The organism is Streptomyces sp. NPDC001933 (assembly GCF_042890955.1).
In the GTDB taxonomy this organism is placed as follows: Bacteria; Actinomycetota; Actinomycetes; order Streptomycetales; family Streptomycetaceae; genus Streptomyces.
In genome coordinates this window covers 228988-251579 of sequence record NZ_JBIASS010000004.1, presented here as the reverse complement: position 1 = coordinate 251579, position 22592 = coordinate 228988, and the positions used below count along the sequence as shown (strand labels likewise).

Sequence of the window (22592 nt, the reverse complement as noted above, 5' to 3'; positions counted from 1 at the left end):
TTCAGCGGTTGGTGTGCGTGGTGACCCAGTCGACAAGCCTGCGGGAGTAGTCCTCCCGGTGCGAGGGCCGGCCGTCCAGAAGGAAGAGATGCGAGCTGCCCGGGTAAACGACCAACTGGGCCGGTACGTGCCTGGTGCGCAGCGCGTGGAACCACTGTTCGGCCTGGCCGACCGGGCAGGTGTCGTCCGCGCCGCCGTGCAGGATCAGGGTGGGGGCGCGTACGGAGTCGGCATGGCTGAGTGGCGAGAGTTCCGTCATCCGTGCCGGGTCGCCGATCTCGTGGTCGGCGATCAGGTGGCCCTCCTCCGAGGTGCCGGCCATGCTCTTCAGGTCGACCAGGACGCCGCCCGGGACGACGGCGGCGAACCGGTCGGTGCGGGTGGAGAGCCAGCAGCTCAGATAGCCGCCGTAGCTGTAGCCGGTGAGGGCGATCCGTTCCGGGTCGACGAGCCCCTCGTCGACCAGGGCGGCGACCGGTTGCAGGACGTCCTGTTCGTCCGTCTCGCCCCAGGCGCCCACGGCGGCGGTGTAGAACGCCTCGCCGTAGCCGTCGCTGGCGCGGACGTTCAGCGTGAGGACCGTCCAGCCCCGCGAGGCCAGCTCCTGGTGGTAGAGGTGGACCGGGTCGGAGTGCGGGGCCCAGGCGTTGTGCGGGCCGCCGTGCACATCGACCAGGAGCGGACCGCCCGGCGGTGTGCCGGCGGCGCGGGTGATCATGCCGTGCACGACCGTACCGTCCGAGATATCGAACTCACGTTCGGTGACCGGGTGGAGGGCGATCTCCGGCAGCGACCGGGCCATGTGGTCGGTGAGCCGCACAGGCCGTCCAGGCTCCCCGTCGGCCCAGGCTTCCAGGTCCAGCAGCACGATCTCCGCGAAACGCGTCGCGTCGCAGACCACGACCGCCGCCCGCCCGGCCTCGGTGACGACCGAGCAGCCGCTGACCCCGTTACCGGCGGGCAGCGGGGAGGCGCTGATCCCGTCCGCGCCCACCCGGTACAGCCGGGTCGCGCCCCGGTCCCGGGCGCAGAACACGATGTCGTCGCCGTGGAACTGCGGGAGCGCGCCCGGGTATCCGGGGCCACCGCCCATGACGTTGCGGTCCAGGGCGGCACTGAGCGACACCGGCGCGGAGCCGTCCAGCGGCTGGCGCAGCAGCTCCGAGTGGCCGACACCGAACGAGGCACGGCCGACGACGAGCAGCGCGGACCCGTCGGGGAACCAGCCCACCGGACCGGCCAGACCGTCGGCGGGCCCGACCCGGCGGGGCTCGGACGCGTTCTCCCCGACCCCCACGACATGGACGGCCGAGGGGCCGAAGACGGCCGCGTCCGGGGTGGTCTGCGCCGGGTAGGCGAGCCGGGTGCCGTCGGGCGACCAGCTCGGCGAGCCGACGTGCCGGTCGTCGTGCGTGAGCTGTACGACCTCTCCCGACGCCACCTCCACCACGAACAGCTGGGTCCGGACCGACCCGGTCAGGCCCGCCCCGTCCGCCTTCCAGCCGAGGGCGTCGATGACCACCGGTGCGCCGTCCGCGCGATATGCCTCGGGAGCGGCGAAGGCGATGCGTGACCCGTCCGGGCTCCAGACCGGGATGCCCGCCCCGGCCGGGCAGCCGGCGGGTGTGGTGAGCGGCATGGCCTCTTCCCCGTCGGCGGGCAGCAGATGGAGCTGCCCCGCGCGCAGGAAGGCCAGCCGCTTCCCGTCCGGGGACCAGCGCGGCGCGGTGTCCGCCGGGCCGCGGGTGAGGCGCCGGGCCGGGCCGCCCCCGCCGCGTACCTCCCAGATCGAGTGGACCACCCGGTCGTTCCCTGCGTCCTGCGTGGTCAGCGTGTACGCGACACGTTCGCCGTCGGGGGACAGTGCGGGATCACCGGGGATCTCGAACCGGTACAGGTCGTCGATCGTCAGCGGTCGGGTCATGACGCCTCCTCGGCGAGGGCGAGTCCGGGTACGCAGGAGATGAGTTCGCGGGTCGTCGGGTGCTCCGGATGCGCCAGCACCCGTTCGGCGGGGCCGCATTCGACGAGGTGTCCGCCCTCCATCACGGCGACCTGGTCGCAGAGATGGCGGACGACCGCGAGATTGTGGGAGATGAAGAGCATCGCGAAGCCCAGTTCGCGCTGGAGGCGGCGCAGCAGGTTGAGCACCGCGCCCTGTACGGAGACGTCCAGGGCCGAGGTCATCTCGTCCGCGATCAGCACGGCGGGCCGGACGCCCTCTCCGGTGGCCAGCGCCACGCGTTGGCGCCGGCCACCGGAGAGGGCGTCCGGGGTGAGCGCGGCACGCGAGGGGTCGAGGCCGACGAGCTCCAGGTAGCGCCGCACCTCGGCGTCGCGTGCGGCGCGGCGTTCGCGGCGGGGTGCCCGGCGCCCAAGCGCCCCGCCGGACAGTGCCTCGGCCACGGACGCGCCGACGGTCATGCGCGGGTCGAGCGAGGCGTACGGGTTCTGGAACACCAGCTGCACGGGGCTGCGCCCGTGCCGGCGGGAAGCGTCGCTCCCGTCGACCAGCACGCGCCCCGACCGTGCCGGAGCCAGCCCCACGACGGCCTTGCCGAGGGTCGACTTCCCCGACCCGGACCCGCCCACCAGTCCGGTCACCGTGCCTTCCGGCACCAGCAGGTCGACGTTGTCGACGGCGGTGAAGCGGCCGTAGCGGACCGTGATCCCGCGCAGTTCGAGTGAGCTCATGACGTCGCCTCCTCTGTGTATGACGTGGCCGCGGCCGGCCCGACCGGGTACCAGCAGGCGACCTGGCGTCCCGGCCCGAGGTCCGTCAGTCCGGGGGCGTCGTCGTGGCAGCGTTCCCGGGCGCGTTCGCAGCGCGCGGCGAACGGACACCCGGCGCCGGGGGTGGTGACGGTGACCGTCCGGGCCGCCTTGTCGGCCTTGGCCACAGCGGTGACGGGGACGGAGAGGCCGAGCATCGGCGATCCATTTCTCGGCCACTCCGGGCACCGGCGAACCGTCGGCGTCCAGGTGCACGAGGGTGTCGTACGCGAAGGAGTTCATCGCCAGTGCGGTGCCGGCCAGTGCCGTGGTGGGGCTGAGGCTGCCGGGATCACCGGCGACGGCGACCGTCACCGCCGACCCGTCACCACCGCCGGCGGACGTACCGCCGCCGCACGCGGGCGCGGTGCCGACGAGGCCGAGCGCCGTGACCACCGCTGCCGCCGCCCTGGTCCCGCGGGCCCTTCTGTTCCTGTTCTCCGTGCCTGCGGTGCCGGCCATGGTCCACCTCCGAAGAAGCGGCACTCCGCCGCCGAGTGAGGGAACAGTAGGCAGCGCCGCACCGGCTCCGACTGGTCGCGCCGCACAAAAATCGAGGCCCCCGACGGTGCGCCGCACCGAAGACGGATGCAAGGACCCGGTATCGCGGACGGCGGAGTTCCGGCGCGGGAAAACCGATCGCGGCGGAGATCCGCCAGGTGAAAACGTCTGGCGTATGACTGCGCAGCATCAGATACGGGCCGACTACGACGCCCGGACGATCGTCGTCTTTCAGGCGTACTCACCGGCGGTCGCCGGACCGGCCCTGCGGGCGAACAGGTTCGTCCCGCCCTTCTCGTTCAACCGGATGACCTGGATCAAGCCGTCGTTCCGCTGGCTCATGCACCGCAGCAACTGGGCGCAGAAGCCGGGCCAGGAGCGGATTCTCGCGGTACGGATCACCCGGGCCGGCTGGGAGGAGGCGCTCTCGCAGGCGGTGCTGACGACAGCCGATCCGTCAGCTGTCGCCCAGGCTCCCGTGCACGTCCAGTGGGATCCCGAGCGCTCGCTGCGGGGAGCCGCGCTCAATCACTACAGCATCCAGGTCGGGGTGGGACGCGGTCTGATCCGTACGTTCGCCGAGGAGTGGGTCGTCGACCTCAGCGACATCACGCCCAGGGTCCAGAGGATCGCGGCGCTCAGGCAGGGCGGCCGGAGCGCGCAGGCCCAGCGGCTGCTCCCGCCGGAGCGGATCTGCCCGGTGCCCCCGGCCGTGGCGAAGCGCCTCGGCATCGACTCGTAGGGCTACTGCATCACTTGGAGCGGGGTGTGTCCGAAGGACCGCTCGCAGGAGTAGACCTGCATGGTGTAGCCGCGCCCGATGGTGATCTGGGTGGGTTCCTGCGGCTGCGGGTAGACCACTCCGGGGGCTGCGGCCGCGGCTTCGTCCTCGACGGGACACCAATACCTCTCGTTGTCCCATTCGCCGCTGTCGACGGTCAGCAGCGGGCGGACGGGCCCTCCGCAGTCCGGGCACTCCATGGGCCACGGATCGCTGAAGCTCCAGTTGCCCCAGCCGCCGAGCTTCCATCCGGGCGCCACGGACAGGGCGTCCTGGTACAGGTAGTCGCGCGGCTCCTCCCAGTCCCTGACGCGTTCGGCGAGTTCCTCGGCCAGTTCGTGCGGTGCCGGGTACTCGGTGACCTGTTCGGGGTGCAGGACGCAGGGGGCGGGCAGGTAGTTGTCGTCCCCGATCACCGACGGCCCGGGAGGCGTGGACAGCGGCGTACCGACCTCCGCGGCCCGCCGCCACACCAGCCGCACCCGCGGCAGGCAGTCCTCGTCGTGGTCGAAGGGGCACCACAGCACCTGGAGCAGATCGGCCTCCTCCGGACCCGGCCAGAGGCCGCCGCCCTCGGCGCCCTCTGCGGCCGGGAGGTCGCGTGCGTACAGCTGGGCGACAGCCAGCAGGGGGACCGGCCCGTCCTGTGGGAGGCGCCGACCGGTGCAGCCGACCCGGTCCACCACTTCCCGCTCCTGCGGGGCGAGGGTCAGGCTGTTTCCCTCCGCCCGTGCCCAGCCCGCGGTCAGAACACGGCGGCTGTCCCACACCTCGTCGGGTACATAGCCGAGGTGCCACGGACCCGCGTGCTCCGGGCAGCCGGGCCAGGGTTCGTCCCGTGGCCACAGCAACGGTCCGCCGACGGAGCTGTCCGAGACGGCCGGCTGCCCCGGGCGCGGGTGCAGCCGCACCGCCGTGCGTGCCAGCGGGGCGAGTTCGGGGAACTCCTGGGTGATGTCCACCGGGCGCGGAGGCGTCGTACGAGGCATCGGAGCAGCGTAGTTGCCACTGCCCCGGCCCGACCCACCGGGCCCCCGGCCCGCCGAACGCCCCTACAGCGGTGGCTCGGCGAGGAGTTCGAGCAGCCAGCGCGCGCCCTGCGCGTCCACGCCCCCGCTGGACGCGCCGGGGAAGAGCCGTCCCCAGGAGCGGGCCCGGCCGATCGCCCCGAGCCGCCAGGCCAGGCTCAGCGCCCGCCGCAGCTCGGCCGGGGTGCGGCCATGGCCCGTCCACTGTTCCAGGTAGGCGTCGCGCAGCCGCGGCAGCGCCTCGGGCCCGAACCGCTCGCGGGCCGCGAGGGCGGGGACGAGGAAGCTGCAGAAGGGGTGGGCGACGGCCGCGTCGCCCCAGTCGAAGAACGTGAAACGGCCCGGCTCCGGCGCGAAGAGCTGGCCGTCGTGCAGGTCGGCGTGGTCGAGCGTGTCCGCGATGCCCACTCCCGCGAGCTCCTCGCACCACTCGACGAGCCGGGGCCGCAGCTCGCCCAGGGCCCGGCGGTCGGCGGGCTCCAGTGCGGTGTTCCCGGCCACGATCCGGTCGTAGGTCGCCGGGAGGTCGGGTGTGCGTGCGCCAGGGACTCCGAGCCGTTCGATCTCGCCGGCGTACGGAACGAGGGCGCGCTGCATCCCGGCGTACTGCCGCAGCGGTTCCTCCCAGGCCCGCGGATCCGCTGCGGTACGGTCCGCCGCCGAGTCGAGCGCGTCGCGGAAGAGCGTGCCGCCGTCCGGCAGCAGCGACCAGCCCCGGTCCGCGTCGACGGCGAGCGGCCGCAGTACGTAACCGGGCACCCAGCGGGCCAGCGCCTCGGTCAGCCCCGCCTCGAAGGCGCTGGCGGGCGGGTTGGCCTTGAACCACACGGCTTCGCCGCCCGCGACGGACATCCGTACCAAAACGGACCAGGGCCGCAGTCTCACCTTCCGTGGGCCGGTTTCGCGCAGCCCGTGCGCGGCGAGCCCGCGCTCCGCCCATCCGAGGGCGTCCGCCCGCCAGTCCTCCCGCTCCCAGGGCGTCACCGCGTCCGGGTACCGCCCTCGGTCGACCGCCACCGCCGTATCGTTTCGCATCGCGCCATCCCACCACCGGGCCGGCCAGTCCCTCATCCGGTTTTCCGGCGGTGGTGCGCGGCGTACGACCGCCCTACTGCCGCGTCCCTTGTGTGTCGATCATCGCCAGACCGTCGATCGCCGCCGGGGAGAGCAGTGACTCCTCCAGGCCCGACAGGGGCTTCCAGCTGACGGCCGAGGTGGAGTCGTCGGTCCTGGTGACCGCGAGCGGTCCCGGTTTGAGGTCGACCCGGTAGAAGAGCCCCACCAGGTGCCAGTTCACGCCGAGCCGGTACGCGCTGTACGAGCGGGCGTCCACCAGGTGGGCGTCCAGGAGTTCGAGGCCGGTCTCCTCGTACAGTTCGCGTGCCAGCGCCTGACGCGGCTGCTCACCGGGATCGATGCCCCCGCCCGGCAGGTGCCACAGTCCGGGCAAGAAGACCGGTGAGCTGTCCGAGAGTTGGGTCAGCAGCAGCTGATGCTCCACGACAGCGATCGCATACGCCGATATTCGTGAACGTACGTCACTTCCCACGTGTGCCCTCCGGTCATCGGGGTCCACGGCTCCGGCCGAGCCGTGCGGTCAATCTATCGATCACGCGGCGGGGCCCGGAGAGGGCGCCCGCCGGTTCTGCCGCCTACCGGCGCTCCAGCGCTCCCCGGACGAATGCGGCCTGACCCGCGTGCTGCAGATCGTCCGAGATGACGCTGATCAGACGCACCCCGAGAGCGACCGGCGGGGACCACGCCTCGTCGACGATGCGGTCCAGGGCCCTGTCGTCGAGCCCGCTCACGAAACCGAGGGTCTGTTCGTGGACCGCGTCGTGATAGCCGAGCAGCAGCTCCGCCGAGCCCACCCGCACGGCCGCGACGTCCGCGCTGCTGTGTCCGTACCCGGTGGCCTCCTTCGCGAAGGGCAGATCGAAGCGGGAGGCCCAGTCCTCGGAGAACCAGACCTGTTCGGCTGCGGCCGCGTCCGAGACGTGGTCGTCCTGGATCCGGGTGAGATGCCATACGAGCCAGCCGATGGAGTTCGCGCCGTCGTCGAGACGGGCATGGAGGTCGGCGCTCGAAAGGCCCTCGACCGCCGAGTGCACCGTCTCCCGGACGCGGGTGAACGCGTCGGTCAAAAGGTCAGCACTGTTCATGCCCTCACCCTCACCGCTGCGGGCCCGCTCCCCCGTTATCGACACGCGCCGGGCCCCGTCGTCCGCATAGGGTGGCAGCATGCTTTGACGCCTGCCCGCAGACCGGGCACCACCGCCGCCTCCCTCGTACCCGACCGGTTCCGGACCCGACGAAGGAGCGACACATGAGTACTGCCCTGCCCATCGACGTCCCCGACGCGTTCGCCGCGTCCTACAGCAAGAACGGCGGTGCGTCCGCCCGCGCCTGGCTCGCCGCGCTCCCGGGGCTGGCCGAGGATTTCCTGGACCGCTGGAGCCTGCGGCTGGACGGACCCCCCGCACACGGCATGGCCTCTCTGGTGCTGCCGGTGACCCGCGCCGACGGCACGCCCGCGGTGCTGAAGCTCCAGGAGGCCACCGAGGACAACATCGACGCCGCGCCGGGCCTGCGGGCGTGGAACGGCAACGGAGTGGTGCACCTGCTCGACCACGACCCGGACACCGGCACCATGCTGCTCGAACGGCTGGACACCGCGCGGCCCCTGTCGGCGGTGGCCGACGAGGCGGCCGCCGTGCAGATCCTCGCCGAACTGCTGGCACGTCTGGTCGCGGTGGACGCACCGCCGGGCTTCCGCCGGCTGGCCGACATCGTGGCGGCCATGCTCGAAGAGGTCCCGCGCAGCGTGCCGATGCTGCACGACCCGGCCGAACGGCGGCTGGTGCGTACCTGCGCGTCGGCGGTGGCCGAACTCGTCGGCGAACCGGGCGACCGCCTGCTGCACTGGGACCTGCACTACGACAACGTCCTCGCCGGGCAGCGGGAACCCTGGCTGGCCATCGATCCGGAACCACTGGCCGGCGACCCCGGCTTCGACCTGCTGCCGGCGCTGCACAACCGCTGGGACGACGTCGTGGCGACGGGAGACGTGCCCCGCGCGGTGCTCCGCCGCTTCGACCTGCTGACCGAGGTGCTCGGCCTGGACCGGCAGCGGGCGACCGGCTGGACGCTGGGGCGTGTCCTGCAGAACGCGCTGTGGGACATCGAGGACGGCGAGAGGGCCCTGGATCCGGCCCAGATCGCCATTGCCGATGCCCTGTTGGCCCGGTCACGGCCTACGGCGGGGTGAGCGCCCGGCCCGCTTCGATCGCTGCTGGGCACCTGAGGAAGCACACCTGACGGCACTGGGAACGGGGCCGGCCGGCGGGCTCTCGCGAGCGCACGTCGGCCGGCCCCGTTCCGGCCAGGATGGAGGGGTGGGAGTACGCGGATCCCGCCGTCCCTGCCGGGTTCCATGGGGCCTGCGCCCTCATGACGGGTCGGTGAACTCCACCCGGCTGCCTGTCTGCGCGCTGCGTTCGATACCCGCGAGCAGCCGGTGTGTGGCCAGGCCCTCCTCGAATCCGGGAGACACCCTGCCTCCTGTGGTGATCGCCGTTGCGAGCGCGTCGTACATGGCGGCCACGTTCTCCACCGCGCCCTCGGCTCCGTCAGACGACAGGTTCCTGGATCCGTTGTGGTCCGTGAGCCGGATCGCCCACTCGGCGATCTGAACGGGGAGAGTGGGCGTCACCGGCTGAATGTCCAGTGTCGCCTCGGATCCCACGATGTGCAGGGAGAAGTGGGCCGCGCCGGGCTGCGCTCCGCCCAGCACGGCGACTGAGACGACTGCCCCGTCGGTCAACTCGCCTGCCAGCGTCAGCTGATCCGGCACCTCGGCCGCGACTTGCTCTCCGGTCTCCGCCACCATCACGGTCGGGGTACGGGTGCCGGTCGCCGCGGACAGGCTGCGCAACGGCCCCAGCACCGTGGTCAAGGTCGCCAGGGCATGCCCTGCTCCGACCGTGAGCAAGTTCGTACCGCTCTCGGGGGTGAGCGTGTGCAAGCGTGTCCGGGGCAGTGTCGCATTGCCGAAGCCCGAGAGTCGGACGGTCAGTGAGGCGGAGAGGACGCGCCCGATGCGCCCCTGCGCGATCAGCTCCTTGGCCTGCAGCGCTCCTCGTGAGCGAACCCCCTGGAGCCCGACCATGTGCTGCTCGGGAGCGCGCGCGGAGAGCGCGGCCAGCGCCTCGGCCTGCAGCAGGTCCGTGGCCAGGGGCCACTCGCAGTAGACGTGCTTGCCGCGCGCGACGGCGGCCCGGACCAGTTCCTCGTGGTGGGCCACCCTGACGCAGATCGACACCACTTGGATGTCCGGATGCGCGATCAGCTCTTCGGCATCGGAGAACGCCAGAGGCGCGTCGAAGGCTTCAGCCGTCGCCTGCGCGCTCTCCTTTCGGCTGCTCCCCACGGCCAGGATGCGGTAGGCGGGCAGTCGCCTGAGCGCCGGAAGGTGTGTTCCGGCACCCCAGCTCTTCCCCAGGCTGGCACCCACCACCCCTACGGTCAGTGGTTCCTGCGCTGTCATGCGGATCGTCCCTCCGTTGTTTCGGTCCTCGGTGAAGATGCCGGCACGGGCTCCGCCGGGTCTCCCGGTACACGGCCCGGCCGCTGCAGGGCGAGGCGCCGGACGGATGGCACCAGAAGCAGCGACAGGCACCCGATGACCGTGCACACGGCCCCGGTCATCAGAACAGGCGTACTGCCCAGCGACTCCGACACCGGTCCCGCGACGGCGCGGCCGACCGGAATGAGCATCATCGAGCCGGTGATCTCGTAGGCGAGCACTCTGTTGAGTACGTCCGGTGGGACGCGCGTCTGGACAGAGGTCGACCACATCACCGCCCAGTACGAGCGTCCGATCCCCGCCACCAGCATGCCAACGGCCACCAGTGGTACGGGAGCGCCGAGGGCGATGAAGGCGAGCTGCGGCGCAAACGCCAGCATGGCGAGGGCGCCGATGCGCAGCGGGCGCCGCGGCATGCGTCGCAGGCCGACCAGGCCCCCGATCACAGCGCCCAGGCCGTGCGCCGACATCAGCAGTCCGTACGCGGAGGCGCCGTGGTCCTCGGTGAGAACGGTGGCGCTGAGCACTTGGAAGGGCCCGAAGACGACCAGGCCCATCACGGCGAACGCGGAGATGACGGAGTAGAGCCACGGCCGGGAGACGAATTCGCTCCAGCCCTCGCGGATGTCGTCGAAGACCTTCGGAGGCCCTTGGTCCCCACGCTTGCCCGCCAGTCGCAGCGTGGCGACCAGGACCGCGCTGATCAGGCAGGTCGCGGCATCGATCCCGACCACTGCGGTGGCCGGGGCGAAGGCCAGCAGAATGCCGGCCAGGGCAGGTCCGCCGAGGGTCACCATGGATTCCGCGATGCGCAGCAGCCCGTTCGCCTTGTGCACGTCGTCCGGCGCGATCTCCGGCACGAGCCCGGAGATGGTCGGCTGGAACAGTGCCGTCGCCACTCCGAAGACGACCTGCGTGACGAGGATCGCCCACAGGGACGGTTCTCCGACGAGCAGCAGCACGCACAGGACGCCCTGTGCGAGAAACCGGACCACGTCCGCGATGACCATCATTGGTTTGGGGCGGAAGTGATCGGCGAGCGCACCGCCGAAGAGCATCAAGAGGATCGTGGGCGCCAGGGAGGCCGCCAGCGCATAGCCGACGCCGCTGGCTCCGAACCCCTGCTCCAGCACCGCGGCGCTGAGACCGATCGGCAGAACGGTGTCCCCCAGCAGGGACGCCGAGCGCGCGGCGAAGTATCTGCGGAAGTTGCCCGATGCCCACAGGGAGACGGCACCCGGCGGCGCGGGTGCCGACGTGCCCTCGTTCATGCCGGACGCGCTTCGCTGACGCGCAGCTCACACACTGTGTTCCACAGTGCGATGGGCGTGGCGAAAGTGGCGAAGCTGACGGCGTCGTCCGGGAAGCTGATGTCGTAGTCCCCCTCAAGCCTCATCATCAGGCTGATCATGTTGATCGATTCGAGCCCGAGGTCGGACAGTGATGCTTCTTCGTCCAGGTCGACGAGTGCCTCCCCATCGGGGAGGTTCTCCCGCAACGCGTCCACGAAGTTGTCGTCCCAGTGCTCCGACATGCTGTTCCCCCTACAAGTTGTGTCATTTCGAGAGCGACGCGCCATCGCACTGCGGCGCATCGGTATGTAACCGGACTTCTTCCGTGCTCAGTTGGAACAGGTCGTGCAGCGCGAGAGCCACGCCGTCGTCGTCGTTGCCTCCCACCACCGCATCCGCGGCCGCCCGTACCTTCTCGACGGAGTTCCCCACGGCCAGCCCCAGCCCGGCTGCAGCCAGCAGAGGCAGATCGGGCAGCGAGTCACCGAAGGCCACCACCGACCGCTCGTCGATGCCCCTGAGCGAGCACCACGCCTGCAGCACTGCGCCCTTGTCCACCCCTGGCAGAACGAATTCGGCAAGACCGGCGGAAGCCGGCAAGGACCTTGCGCCCGCCGCTGCGGCCGCTTCCACTGCGGCCCCCCAGAACGCGCCGGGTTCAGCCGTGATGTTCTTGGCGAACAGTTTGGCCACGGGGTTCGTCGGCAGGCAGCCCGGCGACTCGGCGATGTGTGCCGTGCCGAACGGGTCGGGGTAGGTGGGTTGAACGTATGCCTTGCCCTGCTCGACCCACCCGAACGACGTTCCGGGCGCGGCGTGTGCAAGACGTTCAGCGACAGCCCTGGCTGTTCCCGCGGGCAGTGACCGGTCGCGCACCGGCTCACCGCCGGGCAGTTCGTGCAGGGCCGCGCCGAGGCTACTGGCGACATCGGCAGGGACGCCCACCTGGTCGGTGACCAGCCGGGCGGCTTCGAGATGGCGGGCCGTGACGTACACGATGCGATGCCGCCGGCTCGCCAAGGCGCGGAGTGTTGCGACAGAGAGGTCGCTGAGTGTTCCGTCCGATCTGAGCAGCGTGCCGTCCAAGTCCAGGGCCACGGCGGCGTATTGGGGCATCTCACGCCCCCTTGACCGCGGACAGCGGCATCCCTGCATCGGTGGCGACGGCCTCCAGGAACCTCTGCAAGTAGTGGGCGAAGCCCTCGGCCCACGGCTTGCTGTACAGATCGGCCCGGTAGCGCACCTCGATGACGATGGCATCGGGCTGCTCCGTACCGAGGATGCGCAGTCCGCCGCGCGGAGGGGGCAGGACGGGCAGCCCGACCTTGCGGATCCTGACGCCGATCCTCTGCTCCTGCCGTTCGTCCCGCGCCTCGTCCGCGGCTGAGTCGATGTGCGGGACGGCACTGCCGAAGTCGAAGTTCACATAGGCCGGAACGCCGGTCTGGTCCTGCCGGTGCCGAGCTCCGTACTGGGCCGGGTTGACCAGCTTGGTGACCAGGGCATGGGGCAGCTGCTGGTGCCTGAGGGCGCCGAGTACCGAACGCGTCTCCCGCCCGATCAGCTCACTGAGTGCGGGATCACCACGGAGGTCCGTGCAGAAGACGATGGGGGTGGCGAAGTAGCCGAAGACCTTGGCGTGTTCCTTGCGAAGCCGGTTCGCGGCCGAGCCGAATACAGCGACCGGCGCGGTGGCCGCTTCCGTGGATCGATGGGTGAAGATGGCCGCCTTGAGCGCAGCCGACACGACACCGAACATCGTCACGCGTTCCTCGCGCATGACCGCCTCGATACTCCGCTTCACATCCGCCGGGATGGTGACGCGCAGACGCTCACCCCTCGGTTCACCGCCAGGTGCCTGCTCGTCCACGAGTCCGGCATCGGGGATGGGGTCCGCGCCTTCGAGCGTCTTGCTCCAGTAGGCCTGCAGACGTTCCAGGGTCTTGCCCTGCAGATAGTCCCGTTCCCAGGACGCGTAGTCGGCGAACTGAACGGAGATGTCCGGCAGATCCGGCGCCTCGCCGACGACCTCCGCCTCATAGAGAGCTTCGAGGTCGCTCAGGAGGATCTCCCTGGAACGACCGTCGGCGATGATGTGATCCATGCCCAGACCGAGGACGTTGTGCTCCTCGGACACCGGCACCAGTACCGCCCGCACGAGCGGGCCCTTTTCGAGATCGTACGGCTCCTGCAAGCGATCGCTCAGAAGGGCCAGTGCGGCGTCCCGCTCCAAGAAACCGCGAACGCCTCCGTCGACGACTTCAAAGAAATCTGTCACTGCGTCAGATATCTCGAGCCAGGCCGCGTCCCCTTCGACGGAGAAAGAGGACCTCAGGTTCTCGTGCCGGCACGCCAGCGCCACCAGGGCCCGCTGCAGTGCGGAGATATCCAACGCTCCTTCGAATTCAAGCGCGGAGGCGATGATGTTGTTGGCTATGTAGCCATCACCGGCGAGAAGGCGCTCTTCCTGGGTATGCGAAGCCCTGACCCGCCTGCCACCCAAACCGCTCTGTAAAACACCGTCAGACACGAAGCCCCCCTCAGCTATCCCCCGGATTCACCGGGGCAAACGTCCAGTACTCCATGATCGACGGGGATCCTAACGGCTGCCACATCACCGGTGTCAACCCGCGAACGCGCGAATCCCGTCAAATACCCCGTCGTCAACAGGTCGTCGGTTTCGAGGTGCTGTGTCTCATTTTTCAGGCATGCAGATAGCGCTTTCGCGCCGCTGGCTCAATCCTTACCCTCTTGACTAAATCAATTTCGCCTTCATAGGTTCGTTGATCGGCAGCACCCGACCCGGGGTCGGCGACACCACTCATCTCATCGCCACTGCGCTTGCGAACACGTATCACCATTCGGGGGGATCTCACGTGCCTTTGCGCATTGTTCATATTCTCGTAAAAGAAGTACCAGGCGAACTCAGCGGCGTCGACATGCACGTGCTGGAGCTGGCGCGAGCTCAGCAAGAAGGCGGCCATCATCCTCTGGTCGTCGAGCGAGGGGCACCCGAGTTCGTCGAGCGTGCGAAGCGCTGCGGCATTGCCGTGGCCTCGACCGGAGGGATGCGTCCGCACAGCGCCGTACGATTACTCCGCCGCGCCGCCACCAGGCCGTTCACCGACCTCGTGCATGCTCACGGGCCGGCCTCGGACGCCTGGGCGTTCGCGGCCCTGGCCGGGCAACGAAGACGCAGCTCACCGAGGCTGGTCTTCACTCAGCACGGCATCGTAGAGAACGCCTGGCGTGGCCGGCTGACGACCCTGGGAGACAGCCTGTTCATGCGTACGGCTCACGGGATCATTGCCTGCGCGGAAGATCTCGTGCCGCGCATGCGCCGGTGGAACCCCCGTGCGGAAGTCCGGTACATACCCAATGGCGTGGGGTTCCCGAAGCCGGTCGACCGGCACGAGGCCAGGAAGAGCCTGGCGGCGGAGTTCGGTATCCCACCGAAGGCGGCTCTGGTCTGCTACGTGGGCCGTCTCGCACCGGAGAAGCGCCCCGACAGGGTCATCGAAGCCGTTGCCGGGCTGGACGGAGATCTCGCCGACGCCCGGCTCCTCATCGCCGGTGCGGGGCCGTGGGAGGACCGGCTGAGGGAACAGGCCGAACGGCTCGGAATCGGCTCGAGGACCACCTTCGCCGGCTTGGTACGCGACCTGTCCACCGTCTACGCGGCGGCGGACGCGGTCGTCCTCCTCTCACACACCGAAGCCACTCCTCGCGTCATCGTCGAGGCCATGGCCGCCGGTGCCCCGGTGATCGCCTCCCACGTGGGAGGGATCCCGCAGCTCCTCGGCGGCGGTGCCTTCGGGCGTCTGGTCGAAGAGCCCGACGGAGCCGATGCGGCAAACGCGCTGAGGGAGACCCTGACCAGGCAATTCTCGCCCACGGCAGCCGCTCGCGAGCACGCCCGCCTCCACTTCGGCGTCGATGCGATGGCGTCACAGGTCGAGAAGTTCTACGGCGACGTCATGGCACTCCACCGTGGCACTGCCCGGGACGCACGGGCCCACTCCGCGTAGCCCCACCACGCACACACCACGAACACACCACGAACAGGCAATGAAAGGTGCATGATGAACGGATCCGTGGGGGCGACTGCCTTCATGTTCACGGGGCAGGGCAGTCAGCGGCTGTTCATGGGCAACCAACTCCACAACGTCTTCCCCGCGTTCGCCAACGCGTTCGCGGAGGTGTGCGCAGCACTCGATCCGCACCTGACGGGCCCCGGGCTGCGTGAAACCCTGTTCCCGGACCGCGCGGAACCTCTGGAGAACAGCAGCGACGAAACTGCTCTCCACCGCACATCGCTGGCTCAGCCGGCCCTCTTCGCCATGGAAGTGGCGCTCAGCCGGCTGCTGCGCGAGTGGGGCGTACACCCTGACTTCCTCATCGGCCACTCCCTGGGCGAGATCACGGCTGCGCACATCGCGGGTGTCTTCTCCCTCGAAGACGCCTGCCGCCTCGTGGCGGCAAGGGGGCAGCTCATGGATGCCCTGCCTCGCGGCGGGGCCATGGTGGCGGTGGAGGCATCGGAATCCGAAGTGCTGCCGGACCTCGCGCGAGAGAAGGGACGCATGGCCCTTGCCGCCGTCAACGGCCCGGCCTCCGTCGTCCTGTCCGGCGACGAGGAGCCGGTGCTGGCGCTGGCGGAGCGATGGAGGTCGGCCGGCCGCAGGACGTCACGGCTGCGGGTGAGCCATGCGTTCCACTCGCCCCGGATGGACGCGATGCTCGATGACTTCCGGGTCGTGGCGGAGCAGCTGACGTACCAAGAGGCCAGGACCCCGATCGTGTCCAACCTGACGGGGCGCCTGGCCGGCAGCACCGCGCTGGGGGCTCCGGACTACTGGATACAGCACATACGCAACACGGTGCGCTTCGCCGACGGAATCACCGAGTTGCACACCGCGGGCGTCGCCACGTTCGTCGAGGTGGGCCCGGATCCCGTGCTCACGGCCATGGCCCGGCGCATCGTGCCGGGTGAACGCACCAGGTTCATCCATCTCCTGCGAGCCGGGGAATCCGAAGCAGCCACCGCCACTCAGGCACTGGCCCAGCTGCACACCGGCGCGAACATCCCTGCGGCGACCGCCGGGCACCGAAGCCCGAGCGAGGATCCGAACGCCTTCGAGGACGTGGTGCGGGCGTCCGTGGCGGCGGTGCGGCCGGATCTCGCCGACAGCCAGGTCCAGGACGACATCCCGTTCCGCGAGCTCGGTCTCGACTCCTTGGCCATGGTGGAACTGCGGGAGGCGATCAGAAGCAGCACCGGGTTGCCGGTGGCCACCACGGCGGCCTTCGACTTCCCGACCGTGGCTGCCCTGGCCGATCACCTCGCCGATATGGCACGGGGTTCTCATCAGGGCGCCACCACCCGACGGTCCGGCATGGGCAACAGCGACGATCCGATCGCGATCGTCGGGATGGCGTGCCGCTACCCCGGAGGAATCTCGTCGCCCGAAGACCTGTGGCGACTGGTCTCCGACGGCGCGGAAGGAATCTCTGAGTTCCCCGTGGACCGGGGATGGGACGACGAGAGGCTCGACCGGCTCAATGCCGGCCGGAAGGACGATCCGTCGTACGGTCGAGCCGGCGGTTTCCTTCACGATGCGGCTGAATTCGATGCTCCGTTCTTCGGCATTCCTCAGGGCGAGGCCACGGCCATGGACCCTCAGCAGAGGCTGCTCCTGGAGACGGCCTGGGAAGCGATCGAGCGTGCGGGGGTCCCCGCGCCGACTCTTCGCGGGAGCGCCACCGGCGTCTTCATCGGAACCAACGGCCAGGACTACGGCGCGCTCCTGCGAGCGGCGCGCGGTCCCGCCGAGGTCTACCAGGGGGTGGGCGCGGCTGCCGCCGTGCTGTCCGGCCGGATCTCCTACACCCTGGGGTTCGAAGGGCCTTCCGTGACAGTGGACACGGCATGCTCGTCCTCCCTGGTCGCCCTCCACCAGGCCTGCCGCGCGCTGCGTTCCGGGGACTGCGAGCTGGCCCTGGCCGGCGGCGTGACGATCATGTCCACCCCCAGCAAGTTCATCGAGTTCTCCCGCAAGCGCGGCCTGGCCGCTGACGGCCGGTGCAAGTCCTTCTCGGCGAACGCGGACGGTACGGGGTGGGGCGAAGGCGTCGGGCTCCTGGCACTGGAGCGCCTGTCCGACGCACGGCGCAACGGTCACACCGTGCTCGCGTTGATCCGCGGGTCCGCCGTGGCACAGGACGGTGCGTCCAACGGGCTGACCGCCCCGAACGGACGGGCCCAGCAGCAGGTCATCCGGCAGGCGCTGGCCGACGGCAACCTCGCCTCCTGCGACATCGACGTACTGGAGGCGCACGGGACCGGCACCATGCTGGGCGACCCCATCGAGGCCAATGCGCTGCTGGCCACGTACGGGCAGGACAGGCCCGTGGACCGTCCCCTGCTGCTCGGCTCCTTCAAGTCCAATATCGGCCACACCCAGGCCGCGGCCGGGGTGGGCGGTGTCATCAAAATGGTCATGGCGATGCGTCACGGCACAGCGCCGCAGTCGCTCCACATCACGGAGCCCTCACCGCACATCGACTGGGCAGGCGGCGCGGTACAGCTCCTCACCGAGGCGCAGCCCTGGCCGGTGACGACGCACAGGCGACGGGCGAGCGTCTCCGCCTTCGGCATCAGCGGCACGAACGCCCACCTCATAGTGGAAGAGGCGCCACCGGCAGAGGGGCAGGTCTCCTTCCAGGAGCCTCGTCCGGGCCCGGTACCCCTGCCTGTTCACGGCCGGACCCCTGAGGCGTTGCGCGCCCAGGCCGCACGCCTGTACCAGGCGCTCACCAGCGATGACAAGGCGTCAGGCCTCGCAACGGCTTCGCTTGCGAGTATCGGGCACTCGTTGGCGACCGGACGAGCCGCACTGAGCCATCGAGCGGTCGTCGTCGCGAGCAGCATGGACGAACTGCTCCAAGGGCTGAAAGCGCTCAAGGACGGTGAGGAGTCCTCCGCACTGATCCAAGGTTCAGTGCCTCGCGCGCGTGACGCGGAGGCACCTCACGCCACGCTGCTGTTCACCCATCTCCATGACATTGATCGCACGGCCGCCGATCTCGCGTCCGCCTTCCCCGCTTTCCCGTCTCCGGCAAAGGCGGGTCAGCAAGGCGGGCGGGACTCCGTGCCGGCAGGCGTGGAGCAGTTGCTGACGCACTGGGGTGTCCGCCCCCATGTCACGCTTGAAGGTGATCCGCCGAGGGAGACAGATGTCCCTCACATCGCCTTCCACCTGTCCGACGCCCCGCGGAGCGCACCCCGCACGCTGCTCGGTCTTCTCGCCGCTCTCTACACGCAAGGAGCGGCGGTGGACTGGCACGCCGTCTTCGAGGGACACGCCACTCAGCGGGTCGATCTGCCGACTTACTCATTCCAGCGGAAGCGCTACTGGCTCGACTGAGTCGAGGCATCTCCAGGGCCGTGTCACAGCCTGGTCGTGACACGGCCCTGGAGACGGCCACTGCGTCGGGCACGCCCCGGTGGATGAGCCGCTGTTCATCGACACCGTCCACGGGAAGATCCGCGAAGGGCAGGTCACCACCCCGATCGGTGCGGGGTCAGCCGCGCCATCCGGGACAGGCGACGCAACGAGTCGACCAGCGCCGCACAGTCGTACGTACTGGTCGTGACGAGCACCTCGTCGGCGCCGGTCTCCTTGATGACCGTTTCGAGCTCCGTGGCGACCTCGTCCTCCGTGCCGTGGAGGTGGCCGCGCAGCCCGCTCTCGTAGAAACGGCGCTCCTTCTCCGTCATGGTTCGCGCCTCGACCTGCTCGGCGGGGACTAGCGGCGGGAAGACGCCGTGGGTCCGGGAATGAGCCATCGACCACGCTTCCGGGATCAGGAGCCGCCGGGCCTCCTCCGTGCTGCCGGCGAGGGCGATGGTCCCCGCCACGACGACATAGGGCTCGGCGGCCCAGGAGGAGGGGCGGAATTCGCGGCGGTAGCGCTCGACGGCGCGCAGCAGCTTCTCCCGGCCTCTGAGGTCGCCGACCACCAGTGGCAGCCCCGCAGCGGCCGCGATGCCCGCGCCCTCGCCGGTGGCCAGCAGGAACGGCGGGATGCGCAGCCCCTCGGCGGGGAGGGCGTGGACCTGTGGGTGGGAGCGCTGGGTGCCGTCCAGCCAGCCGAGCAGTTCGGTGAGTTGCCCGGCGAAGTCCTCGGCAGCCGACTTGTCCCGTCCCAGCGCCCTGCGGATGCCGTCGGTGAAACCCACCGAGCGGCCGAGGCCCATGTCGATCCGGCCGGGGAAAAGGGACTCCAGAACGCCGAACTGCTCGGCCACCAGCAGCGGTTGATGATTGGGCAGCATGACGCCGCCGGTACCGACCCTGATGGTGGAGGTGGCGGCCGCGACGGCTGCGGCCAGCACGGTCGGCGCCGAGCCGGCGACGCCCGGCACACTGTGGTGCTCGGACACCCAGAAGCGGTGGTAGCCGAGCGTCTCGGCCTCCTCGGCGAGGCGCACCGTGTCGCGCAGCGCCTGCGGGCCGTCGTGCCCCGCGCGGATGCGGGAACGGTCGAGCACGGAGAACCGGGTGGATGCGATCACTGAGCTCACATCGTTGTTCAACGTCCGGGGCCCGCCCGCATTCCCCATGACCCGTCCCCGGCTCCCGCATCCGTGCGGGAGCCGGGGACGGGGCACGCGCCGGGCCTTCCCGGCTTCACTTCATGGGGTAGATGTCCCCACTCGCCATTCCGCTGACCTGCTCACTCTCCGATTCGATCCTGCGGGCCTTCTCCTTCAGGCGCCGGCGCTCCTCGGGATCGGTGGCGCGCTCGGCCTCGGCCTTCAGGTCCTTCGCCTTGGCTCGCATCTGCTGTACGCGATTGCGCAGCTCGTCCGACTCACTCATGATCACTCCTTGGATGTGCTGGCCCCCGGCACGGAGCCGCTCGTCGTCCGTACGGTTCCCGGCCGGTGCCTGTCAGCCACGGAACCGATGCCATGGGCATCCGGACGCGGCCGTGCGCGACCGGCGCCCGCCGGCGCCCAGGAAACCGAGGCCGATGCCCAGCATCCAGAAGTCCTTGGCCATCGGGATGCCGTTCTGGGTGGGGCGAAGGCTTCCGGGCTCCCGCAGGCCGGGTACCCGCAGGTACAGACCGACCAGTCCCCCGGAGAACCCTGTCAGCGCCAGCCCGGCCAGCCTGGTCGGCACAAAAGGGGCGAGCAGCGTTCCGCCGACCGCGATCTCCGACCAGGCGAGCAGCCGGGTGAACCTCTCCGGCTCGATCTTCTTCAGGAACGGATAGGCGACACAGGCCATGCCATGCAGGCCCTCGGCCGTCTCCGCGTCGGCCTTCAGCTTGCCCAGGCCGGAGTTCAGGATGAACGCGCCAGTGGCGAGGCGAGGGGGGACATCGCGTGGTTCGAGAGTCGTCATGGGAGCCTCCGTCCCGTTCCGGGCCCCTCGTCGAGCTTAGCCAGTGGGCGCCGGTGGCGCTTCACCAGTAGGGGGCCGGGCCGGGCGTGGTTCCGGATTCAATCGATTCGGCCGGCTGCGGGCTCCGACGCCGCTGCCGCCGCGTTGCCCGTCACCGTGACCTGCTGCCCCCGGCTGGTGGTCTGCGAGGCGGTGCTCAGGCAGCTCCCGGAGGACGGATCGGTGACGGTGGGGAGGCTGCCCGTATGGGCGACGCCCGCTTCGCTGCCGACCGGCCTGCCGTACGTCACCGTGATCCGCTGGCCACAGCCCGCGGAGAGGTACGGCTCGATGAACCCCTGATCGGCGTTCTTGAACCGGCCCGAGGCGGACGGCAGCCCGAAACTGCCGATGTGCGCCACCGGCGCCCCTGTCGCGGTCTCGATGACGTCCCCGGTCATCAGCTGCGTCGTACCGCTCACACCGGCCCGCTCGAGGACCAGGGAGTACATCGTCCCCGGTGTGTAGCGGAACCGGACCGCGCAGCTCACTCCGGCACCGCCGTCGGCGCCGTAGTTGCAGTGGTCGTCCGTCGTCGTGGCATCGGCGTTGAAGGAGCTGAAGATCGCCTGGAGCACACGGTTCCCGTTCGCGTCCACGGGCTTCGGCTGGAAGCCGGCGTAGGGGCGGGTACCGCTCTCCAGAGTGGTGTAGTAGGCGAAGTAGACGCCGGATGCGTCCGGCGCGGAGTCCACGGCCATCGGGAGCGTCAGCGTGGACACGGGTGTGGGTGCGTTCGTGGTCCAGCGGAGGATCGGCGTCGAGGCCCAGGACTGGCCCGCCGTGCCGACGGCGAGCAGTGCGGTGGCGGCGAGGACCGTGCCCGACCTCATGAGGCTGCGCAGATGCCTGCGGGCGGGCGTACCGGAGCGGATCGTCGATGTCGCGTTCATGTCATCTCCTGGCTGGTGTGCTGGGCCTATTGTCGTGTGCCGTGATGCCGTACGCGGTGATGCGGTGCGCGATGTGCGCTGATGCGGTCTTGTGTTGTGTACGGTTCCGAGTTCTTCCGGGTCCGACACCCTGCGGCTCGGGTGGTCCGCAGGGTGTCGGACTCCGATCAGTCGGTGAGCGTGCTGGGATCGACGGGCGGCTTCGGCAGCCCCAGCGCGGCGAGTGCGGCGACGCCCGCGGAATCGACAGGGAGAGCCCACCTGTGGACGAAGAAGTCGGTGAGGTCGTATCCGGCGGTGCGGCCGGCATAGCTCGCCAGGGCCAGGTACTGGCGGGCGTTGATGACGGGGTCGTGCGTGTAGTCGTCGACCGGGGCGTCGTGCTGGTGCTCACTGCGTACGAGCCGGTGCAGCTTCGGCCAGAAGTCCTCGCCGAAGGCCAGCTCCAACTGCCGGAGCGGGATGAGCTTTTCGTACGCGCCGAAGGTCTTCTCGTAGCTGGTTCCTTCGGCGCCGAGCTTCGGCAGCGCGGTCTGGAACGGGTTCAGCCCGGTCTTCGGGTCGACCGTCAGCAGGTTGGAGGGCCGGCCGAGGGTGCGTTGCGCGGCCAGTGAGTAGACGTTGACGGTGACCTCCGTCAACTGGTCGGCCTGGTATGCGCCTTGCTGGTGGAGGTGGCCGAGCTCGTGGTAGAGCCCCCAGCCCCGGGTGGGCCTTGATCAGGAGCGTGTCCCCCGCGCTGCGCCCGGCCTCCCGTCCGGCCGGTCCCCCGCCCTGCTGTCCGGCCCGGCGAGCGGCGGCCGGACCCGCGCCCAGCAGGGTCGCCGCACCGGCACCGGCAAGTGAGCCCAGGACGGTCCGGCGGCTCAAGGCACGCGGGACGGAGCCGTCCGGCATGCCGGGGGGCGGGGTGGTGAACGGTGATCGGGCAGGACGCATCCGGAAACTCCCTTGGGGATCAACGGAATCGGGGGCGTGGGGGCTGCGCGTCAGCATGTAAGCGATTGCCATAGGGTGCAAGGGGCTCTCGAATGTTTCTGTCTTTTACTATGGCCAGGGCATGCGACGGCGACAGTAACCGCTGACACCGAGCGGCATTACGGGCGGAGTCCGGGCGGCATTACGGGTGGAGTCGGCGACGCCCGGCAGTTGCGGCCCGATGGCCACGTACCGGACACGAGGCCGCGGCCTTGCCGTAGCGGCGACGTCGACTTCTGTTGAACGCGGAGCAACCTCGGACGCACGACCGTCGTCTTGATCCACAACAAGGCGGCTCGCCACGGGC

The 22592-nt window shown here is 70.1% G+C and carries 20 protein-coding genes and 2 pseudogenes; 5 read left to right on the top strand and 17 right to left on the bottom strand.

Features of this window, described 5'->3' with window-relative positions; translation table 11 throughout:
- Position 1: 1 nt before the first annotated feature.
- Genes ACFYY7_RS12200 through ACFYY7_RS12190 form a run of 3 tightly spaced genes read right to left on the bottom strand, consistent with a single transcriptional unit; the run spans position 2 to position 2930 of the window.
- Complete coding sequence (locus tag ACFYY7_RS12200) at positions 2-1924, bottom strand: prolyl oligopeptidase family serine peptidase (RefSeq protein ID WP_388660363.1); 1923 nt, start codon at positions 1922-1924, stop codon at positions 2-4.
- Positions 1921-2694: an ABC transporter ATP-binding protein gene (locus tag ACFYY7_RS12195; RefSeq protein WP_388660360.1), complete on the bottom strand. Its 774-nt coding sequence runs from the start codon at positions 2692-2694 to the stop codon at positions 1921-1923. The genes ACFYY7_RS12200 and ACFYY7_RS12195 overlap by 4 nt, the downstream gene beginning before the upstream one ends.
- Positions 2691-2930: a hypothetical protein gene (locus ACFYY7_RS12190; protein WP_388660357.1), complete on the bottom strand. Its 240-nt coding sequence runs from the start codon at positions 2928-2930 to the stop codon at positions 2691-2693. The genes ACFYY7_RS12195 and ACFYY7_RS12190 overlap by 4 nt, the downstream gene beginning before the upstream one ends.
- A gap of 518 nt (positions 2931-3448) precedes the next feature.
- Between ACFYY7_RS12190 and ACFYY7_RS12185 the strand changes: the two genes are divergently transcribed.
- Positions 3449-4015, top strand: a complete 567-nt coding sequence (locus ACFYY7_RS12185) for a DUF4291 domain-containing protein (protein ID WP_388660354.1) — start codon at positions 3449-3451, stop codon at positions 4013-4015.
- A 2-nt stretch (positions 4016-4017) separates the two neighbouring features.
- On the opposite strand, the gene ACFYY7_RS12180 is transcribed toward ACFYY7_RS12185, so the two are convergent.
- The 4 genes from ACFYY7_RS12180 to ACFYY7_RS12165 form a co-directional block, all read right to left on the bottom strand.
- Positions 4018-5043, bottom strand: coding sequence for a hypothetical protein (locus tag ACFYY7_RS12180; protein ID WP_388660351.1), 1026 nt, complete (start codon positions 5041-5043; stop codon positions 4018-4020).
- Between the two features lie 63 nt (positions 5044-5106).
- Positions 5107-6117 (bottom strand): phosphotransferase, encoded by a 1011-nt coding sequence (locus tag ACFYY7_RS12175; protein WP_388660348.1) that lies wholly within the window; start codon positions 6115-6117, stop codon positions 5107-5109.
- A 73-nt stretch (positions 6118-6190) separates the two neighbouring features.
- Positions 6191-6631 (bottom strand): NUDIX hydrolase, encoded by a 441-nt coding sequence (locus ACFYY7_RS12170; protein WP_388660345.1) that lies wholly within the window; start codon positions 6629-6631, stop codon positions 6191-6193.
- Between the two features lie 103 nt (positions 6632-6734).
- Positions 6735-7244, bottom strand: coding sequence for a DUF664 domain-containing protein (locus ACFYY7_RS12165; RefSeq protein ID WP_388660342.1), 510 nt, complete (start codon positions 7242-7244; stop codon positions 6735-6737).
- Between the two features lie 164 nt (positions 7245-7408).
- Here ACFYY7_RS12165 and ACFYY7_RS12160 point away from each other — a divergent pair, with 164 nt between their 5' ends.
- Positions 7409-8350: an aminoglycoside phosphotransferase family protein gene (locus ACFYY7_RS12160; protein ID WP_388660339.1), complete on the top strand. Its 942-nt coding sequence runs from the start codon at positions 7409-7411 to the stop codon at positions 8348-8350.
- A 180-nt stretch (positions 8351-8530) separates the two neighbouring features.
- Here ACFYY7_RS12160 and ACFYY7_RS12155 read toward each other — a convergent pair whose 3' ends face one another.
- From ACFYY7_RS12155 to ACFYY7_RS12135, 5 genes are read right to left on the bottom strand one after another with little or no spacing between them, the layout of a single operon-like run.
- Positions 8531-9628, bottom strand: a complete 1098-nt coding sequence (locus ACFYY7_RS12155; protein ID WP_388660336.1) for a Gfo/Idh/MocA family protein — start codon at positions 9626-9628, stop codon at positions 8531-8533.
- Complete coding sequence (locus ACFYY7_RS12150) at positions 9625-10938, bottom strand: MFS transporter (RefSeq protein WP_388660334.1); 1314 nt, start codon at positions 10936-10938, stop codon at positions 9625-9627. Before ACFYY7_RS12150 ends, ACFYY7_RS12155 begins: the two co-directional genes overlap by 4 nt.
- On the bottom strand, positions 10935-11201 hold the full coding sequence (locus tag ACFYY7_RS12145) for a phosphopantetheine-binding protein (RefSeq protein WP_388660332.1): 267 nt from the start codon (positions 11199-11201) through the stop codon (positions 10935-10937). The genes ACFYY7_RS12150 and ACFYY7_RS12145 overlap by 4 nt, the downstream gene beginning before the upstream one ends.
- Positions 11202-11223: 22 nt before the next feature.
- Positions 11224-12075, bottom strand: a complete 852-nt coding sequence (locus ACFYY7_RS12140) for an HAD family hydrolase (RefSeq protein ID WP_388660329.1) — start codon at positions 12073-12075, stop codon at positions 11224-11226.
- A gap of 1 nt (position 12076) precedes the next feature.
- Entirely contained in the window at positions 12077-13489 is a 1413-nt protein-coding gene (locus tag ACFYY7_RS12135; RefSeq protein WP_388660326.1) for a condensation domain-containing protein, read from the bottom strand.
- Positions 13490-13898: 409 nt separating this feature from the next.
- On the opposite strand from ACFYY7_RS12135, the pseudogene ACFYY7_RS12130 reads away from it, so the two are divergent.
- From ACFYY7_RS12130 to ACFYY7_RS12120, 3 genes and pseudogenes are all read left to right on the top strand, one after another.
- Positions 13899-14285: pseudogene (locus ACFYY7_RS12130) on the top strand (glycosyltransferase family 4 protein); the annotation flags it as partial.
- A gap of 57 nt (positions 14286-14342) precedes the next feature.
- The gene (locus tag ACFYY7_RS12125; RefSeq protein ID WP_388661087.1) at positions 14343-14987 is read left to right on the top strand and encodes a glycosyltransferase; all 645 of its coding nucleotides are present in this window, start codon (positions 14343-14345) and stop codon (positions 14985-14987) included.
- Between the two features lie 51 nt (positions 14988-15038).
- Positions 15039-18386 carry a beta-ketoacyl synthase N-terminal-like domain-containing protein gene (locus ACFYY7_RS12120; RefSeq protein WP_388660323.1) on the top strand — a complete coding sequence of 1116 codons (3348 nt, stop codon included), beginning with the start codon at positions 15039-15041 and terminating at the stop codon, positions 18384-18386.
- Positions 18387-18520: 134 nt separating this feature from the next.
- Here the strand turns inward: ACFYY7_RS12120 and ACFYY7_RS12115 are convergent, their stop codons facing one another.
- From ACFYY7_RS12115 to ACFYY7_RS12095, 5 genes and pseudogenes are all read right to left on the bottom strand, one after another.
- On the bottom strand, positions 18521-19585 hold the full coding sequence (locus ACFYY7_RS12115) for an MsnO8 family LLM class oxidoreductase (RefSeq protein WP_388660321.1): 1065 nt from the start codon (positions 19583-19585) through the stop codon (positions 18521-18523).
- A gap of 67 nt (positions 19586-19652) precedes the next feature.
- Positions 19653-19844 carry a DUF6381 family protein gene (locus ACFYY7_RS12110; RefSeq protein ID WP_266727263.1) on the bottom strand — a complete coding sequence of 64 codons (192 nt, stop codon included), beginning with the start codon at positions 19842-19844 and terminating at the stop codon, positions 19653-19655.
- Between the two features lie 72 nt (positions 19845-19916).
- Entirely contained in the window at positions 19917-20375 is a 459-nt protein-coding gene (locus ACFYY7_RS12105) for a hypothetical protein (RefSeq protein WP_388660318.1), read from the bottom strand.
- A gap of 98 nt (positions 20376-20473) precedes the next feature.
- The gene (locus tag ACFYY7_RS12100) at positions 20474-21307 is read right to left on the bottom strand and encodes a hypothetical protein (protein WP_388660315.1); all 834 of its coding nucleotides are present in this window, start codon (positions 21305-21307) and stop codon (positions 20474-20476) included.
- A 167-nt stretch (positions 21308-21474) separates the two neighbouring features.
- Positions 21475-22005: pseudogene (locus tag ACFYY7_RS12095) on the bottom strand (M60 family metallopeptidase); the annotation flags it as partial.
- Positions 22006-22592 lie beyond the last annotated feature (587 nt).

What these genes read in the sequence shown, in the direction of transcription:
- ACFYY7_RS12150 (WP_388660334.1), bottom strand. Translation starts at nt 10,938, where the DNA reads ATGAACGAGGGCACGTCGGCACCCGCGCCGCCGGGTGCCGTCTCCCTG.
- ACFYY7_RS12105 (WP_388660318.1), bottom strand. Translation starts at nt 20,375, where the DNA reads ATGACGACTCTCGAACCACGCGATGTCCCCCCTCGCCTCGCCACTGGC.
- ACFYY7_RS12180 (WP_388660351.1), bottom strand. Translation starts at nt 5,043, where the DNA reads ATGCCTCGTACGACGCCTCCGCGCCCGGTGGACATCACCCAGGAGTTC.
- ACFYY7_RS12115 (WP_388660321.1), bottom strand. Translation starts at nt 19,585, where the DNA reads ATGGGGAATGCGGGCGGGCCCCGGACGTTGAACAACGATGTGAGCTCA.
- ACFYY7_RS12160 (WP_388660339.1), top strand. Translation starts at nt 7,409, where the DNA reads ATGAGTACTGCCCTGCCCATCGACGTCCCCGACGCGTTCGCCGCGTCC.
- ACFYY7_RS12120 (WP_388660323.1), top strand. Translation starts at nt 15,039, where the DNA reads ATGATGAACGGATCCGTGGGGGCGACTGCCTTCATGTTCACGGGGCAG.
- ACFYY7_RS12155 (WP_388660336.1), bottom strand. Translation starts at nt 9,628, where the DNA reads ATGACAGCGCAGGAACCACTGACCGTAGGGGTGGTGGGTGCCAGCCTG.
- ACFYY7_RS12165 (WP_388660342.1), bottom strand. Translation starts at nt 7,244, where the DNA reads ATGAACAGTGCTGACCTTTTGACCGACGCGTTCACCCGCGTCCGGGAG.
- ACFYY7_RS12110 (WP_266727263.1), bottom strand. Translation starts at nt 19,844, where the DNA reads ATGAGTGAGTCGGACGAGCTGCGCAATCGCGTACAGCAGATGCGAGCC.
- ACFYY7_RS12190 (WP_388660357.1), bottom strand. Translation starts at nt 2,930, where the DNA reads ATGCTCGGCCTCTCCGTCCCCGTCACCGCTGTGGCCAAGGCCGACAAG.
- ACFYY7_RS12200 (WP_388660363.1), bottom strand. Translation starts at nt 1,924, where the DNA reads ATGACCCGACCGCTGACGATCGACGACCTGTACCGGTTCGAGATCCCC.
- ACFYY7_RS12195 (WP_388660360.1), bottom strand. Translation starts at nt 2,694, where the DNA reads ATGAGCTCACTCGAACTGCGCGGGATCACGGTCCGCTACGGCCGCTTC.
- ACFYY7_RS12145 (WP_388660332.1), bottom strand. Translation starts at nt 11,201, where the DNA reads ATGTCGGAGCACTGGGACGACAACTTCGTGGACGCGTTGCGGGAGAAC.
- ACFYY7_RS12185 (WP_388660354.1), top strand. Translation starts at nt 3,449, where the DNA reads ATGACTGCGCAGCATCAGATACGGGCCGACTACGACGCCCGGACGATC.
- ACFYY7_RS12100 (WP_388660315.1), bottom strand. Translation starts at nt 21,307, where the DNA reads ATGAACGCGACATCGACGATCCGCTCCGGTACGCCCGCCCGCAGGCAT.
- ACFYY7_RS12175 (WP_388660348.1), bottom strand. Translation starts at nt 6,117, where the DNA reads ATGCGAAACGATACGGCGGTGGCGGTCGACCGAGGGCGGTACCCGGAC.
- ACFYY7_RS12140 (WP_388660329.1), bottom strand. Translation starts at nt 12,075, where the DNA reads ATGCCCCAATACGCCGCCGTGGCCCTGGACTTGGACGGCACGCTGCTC.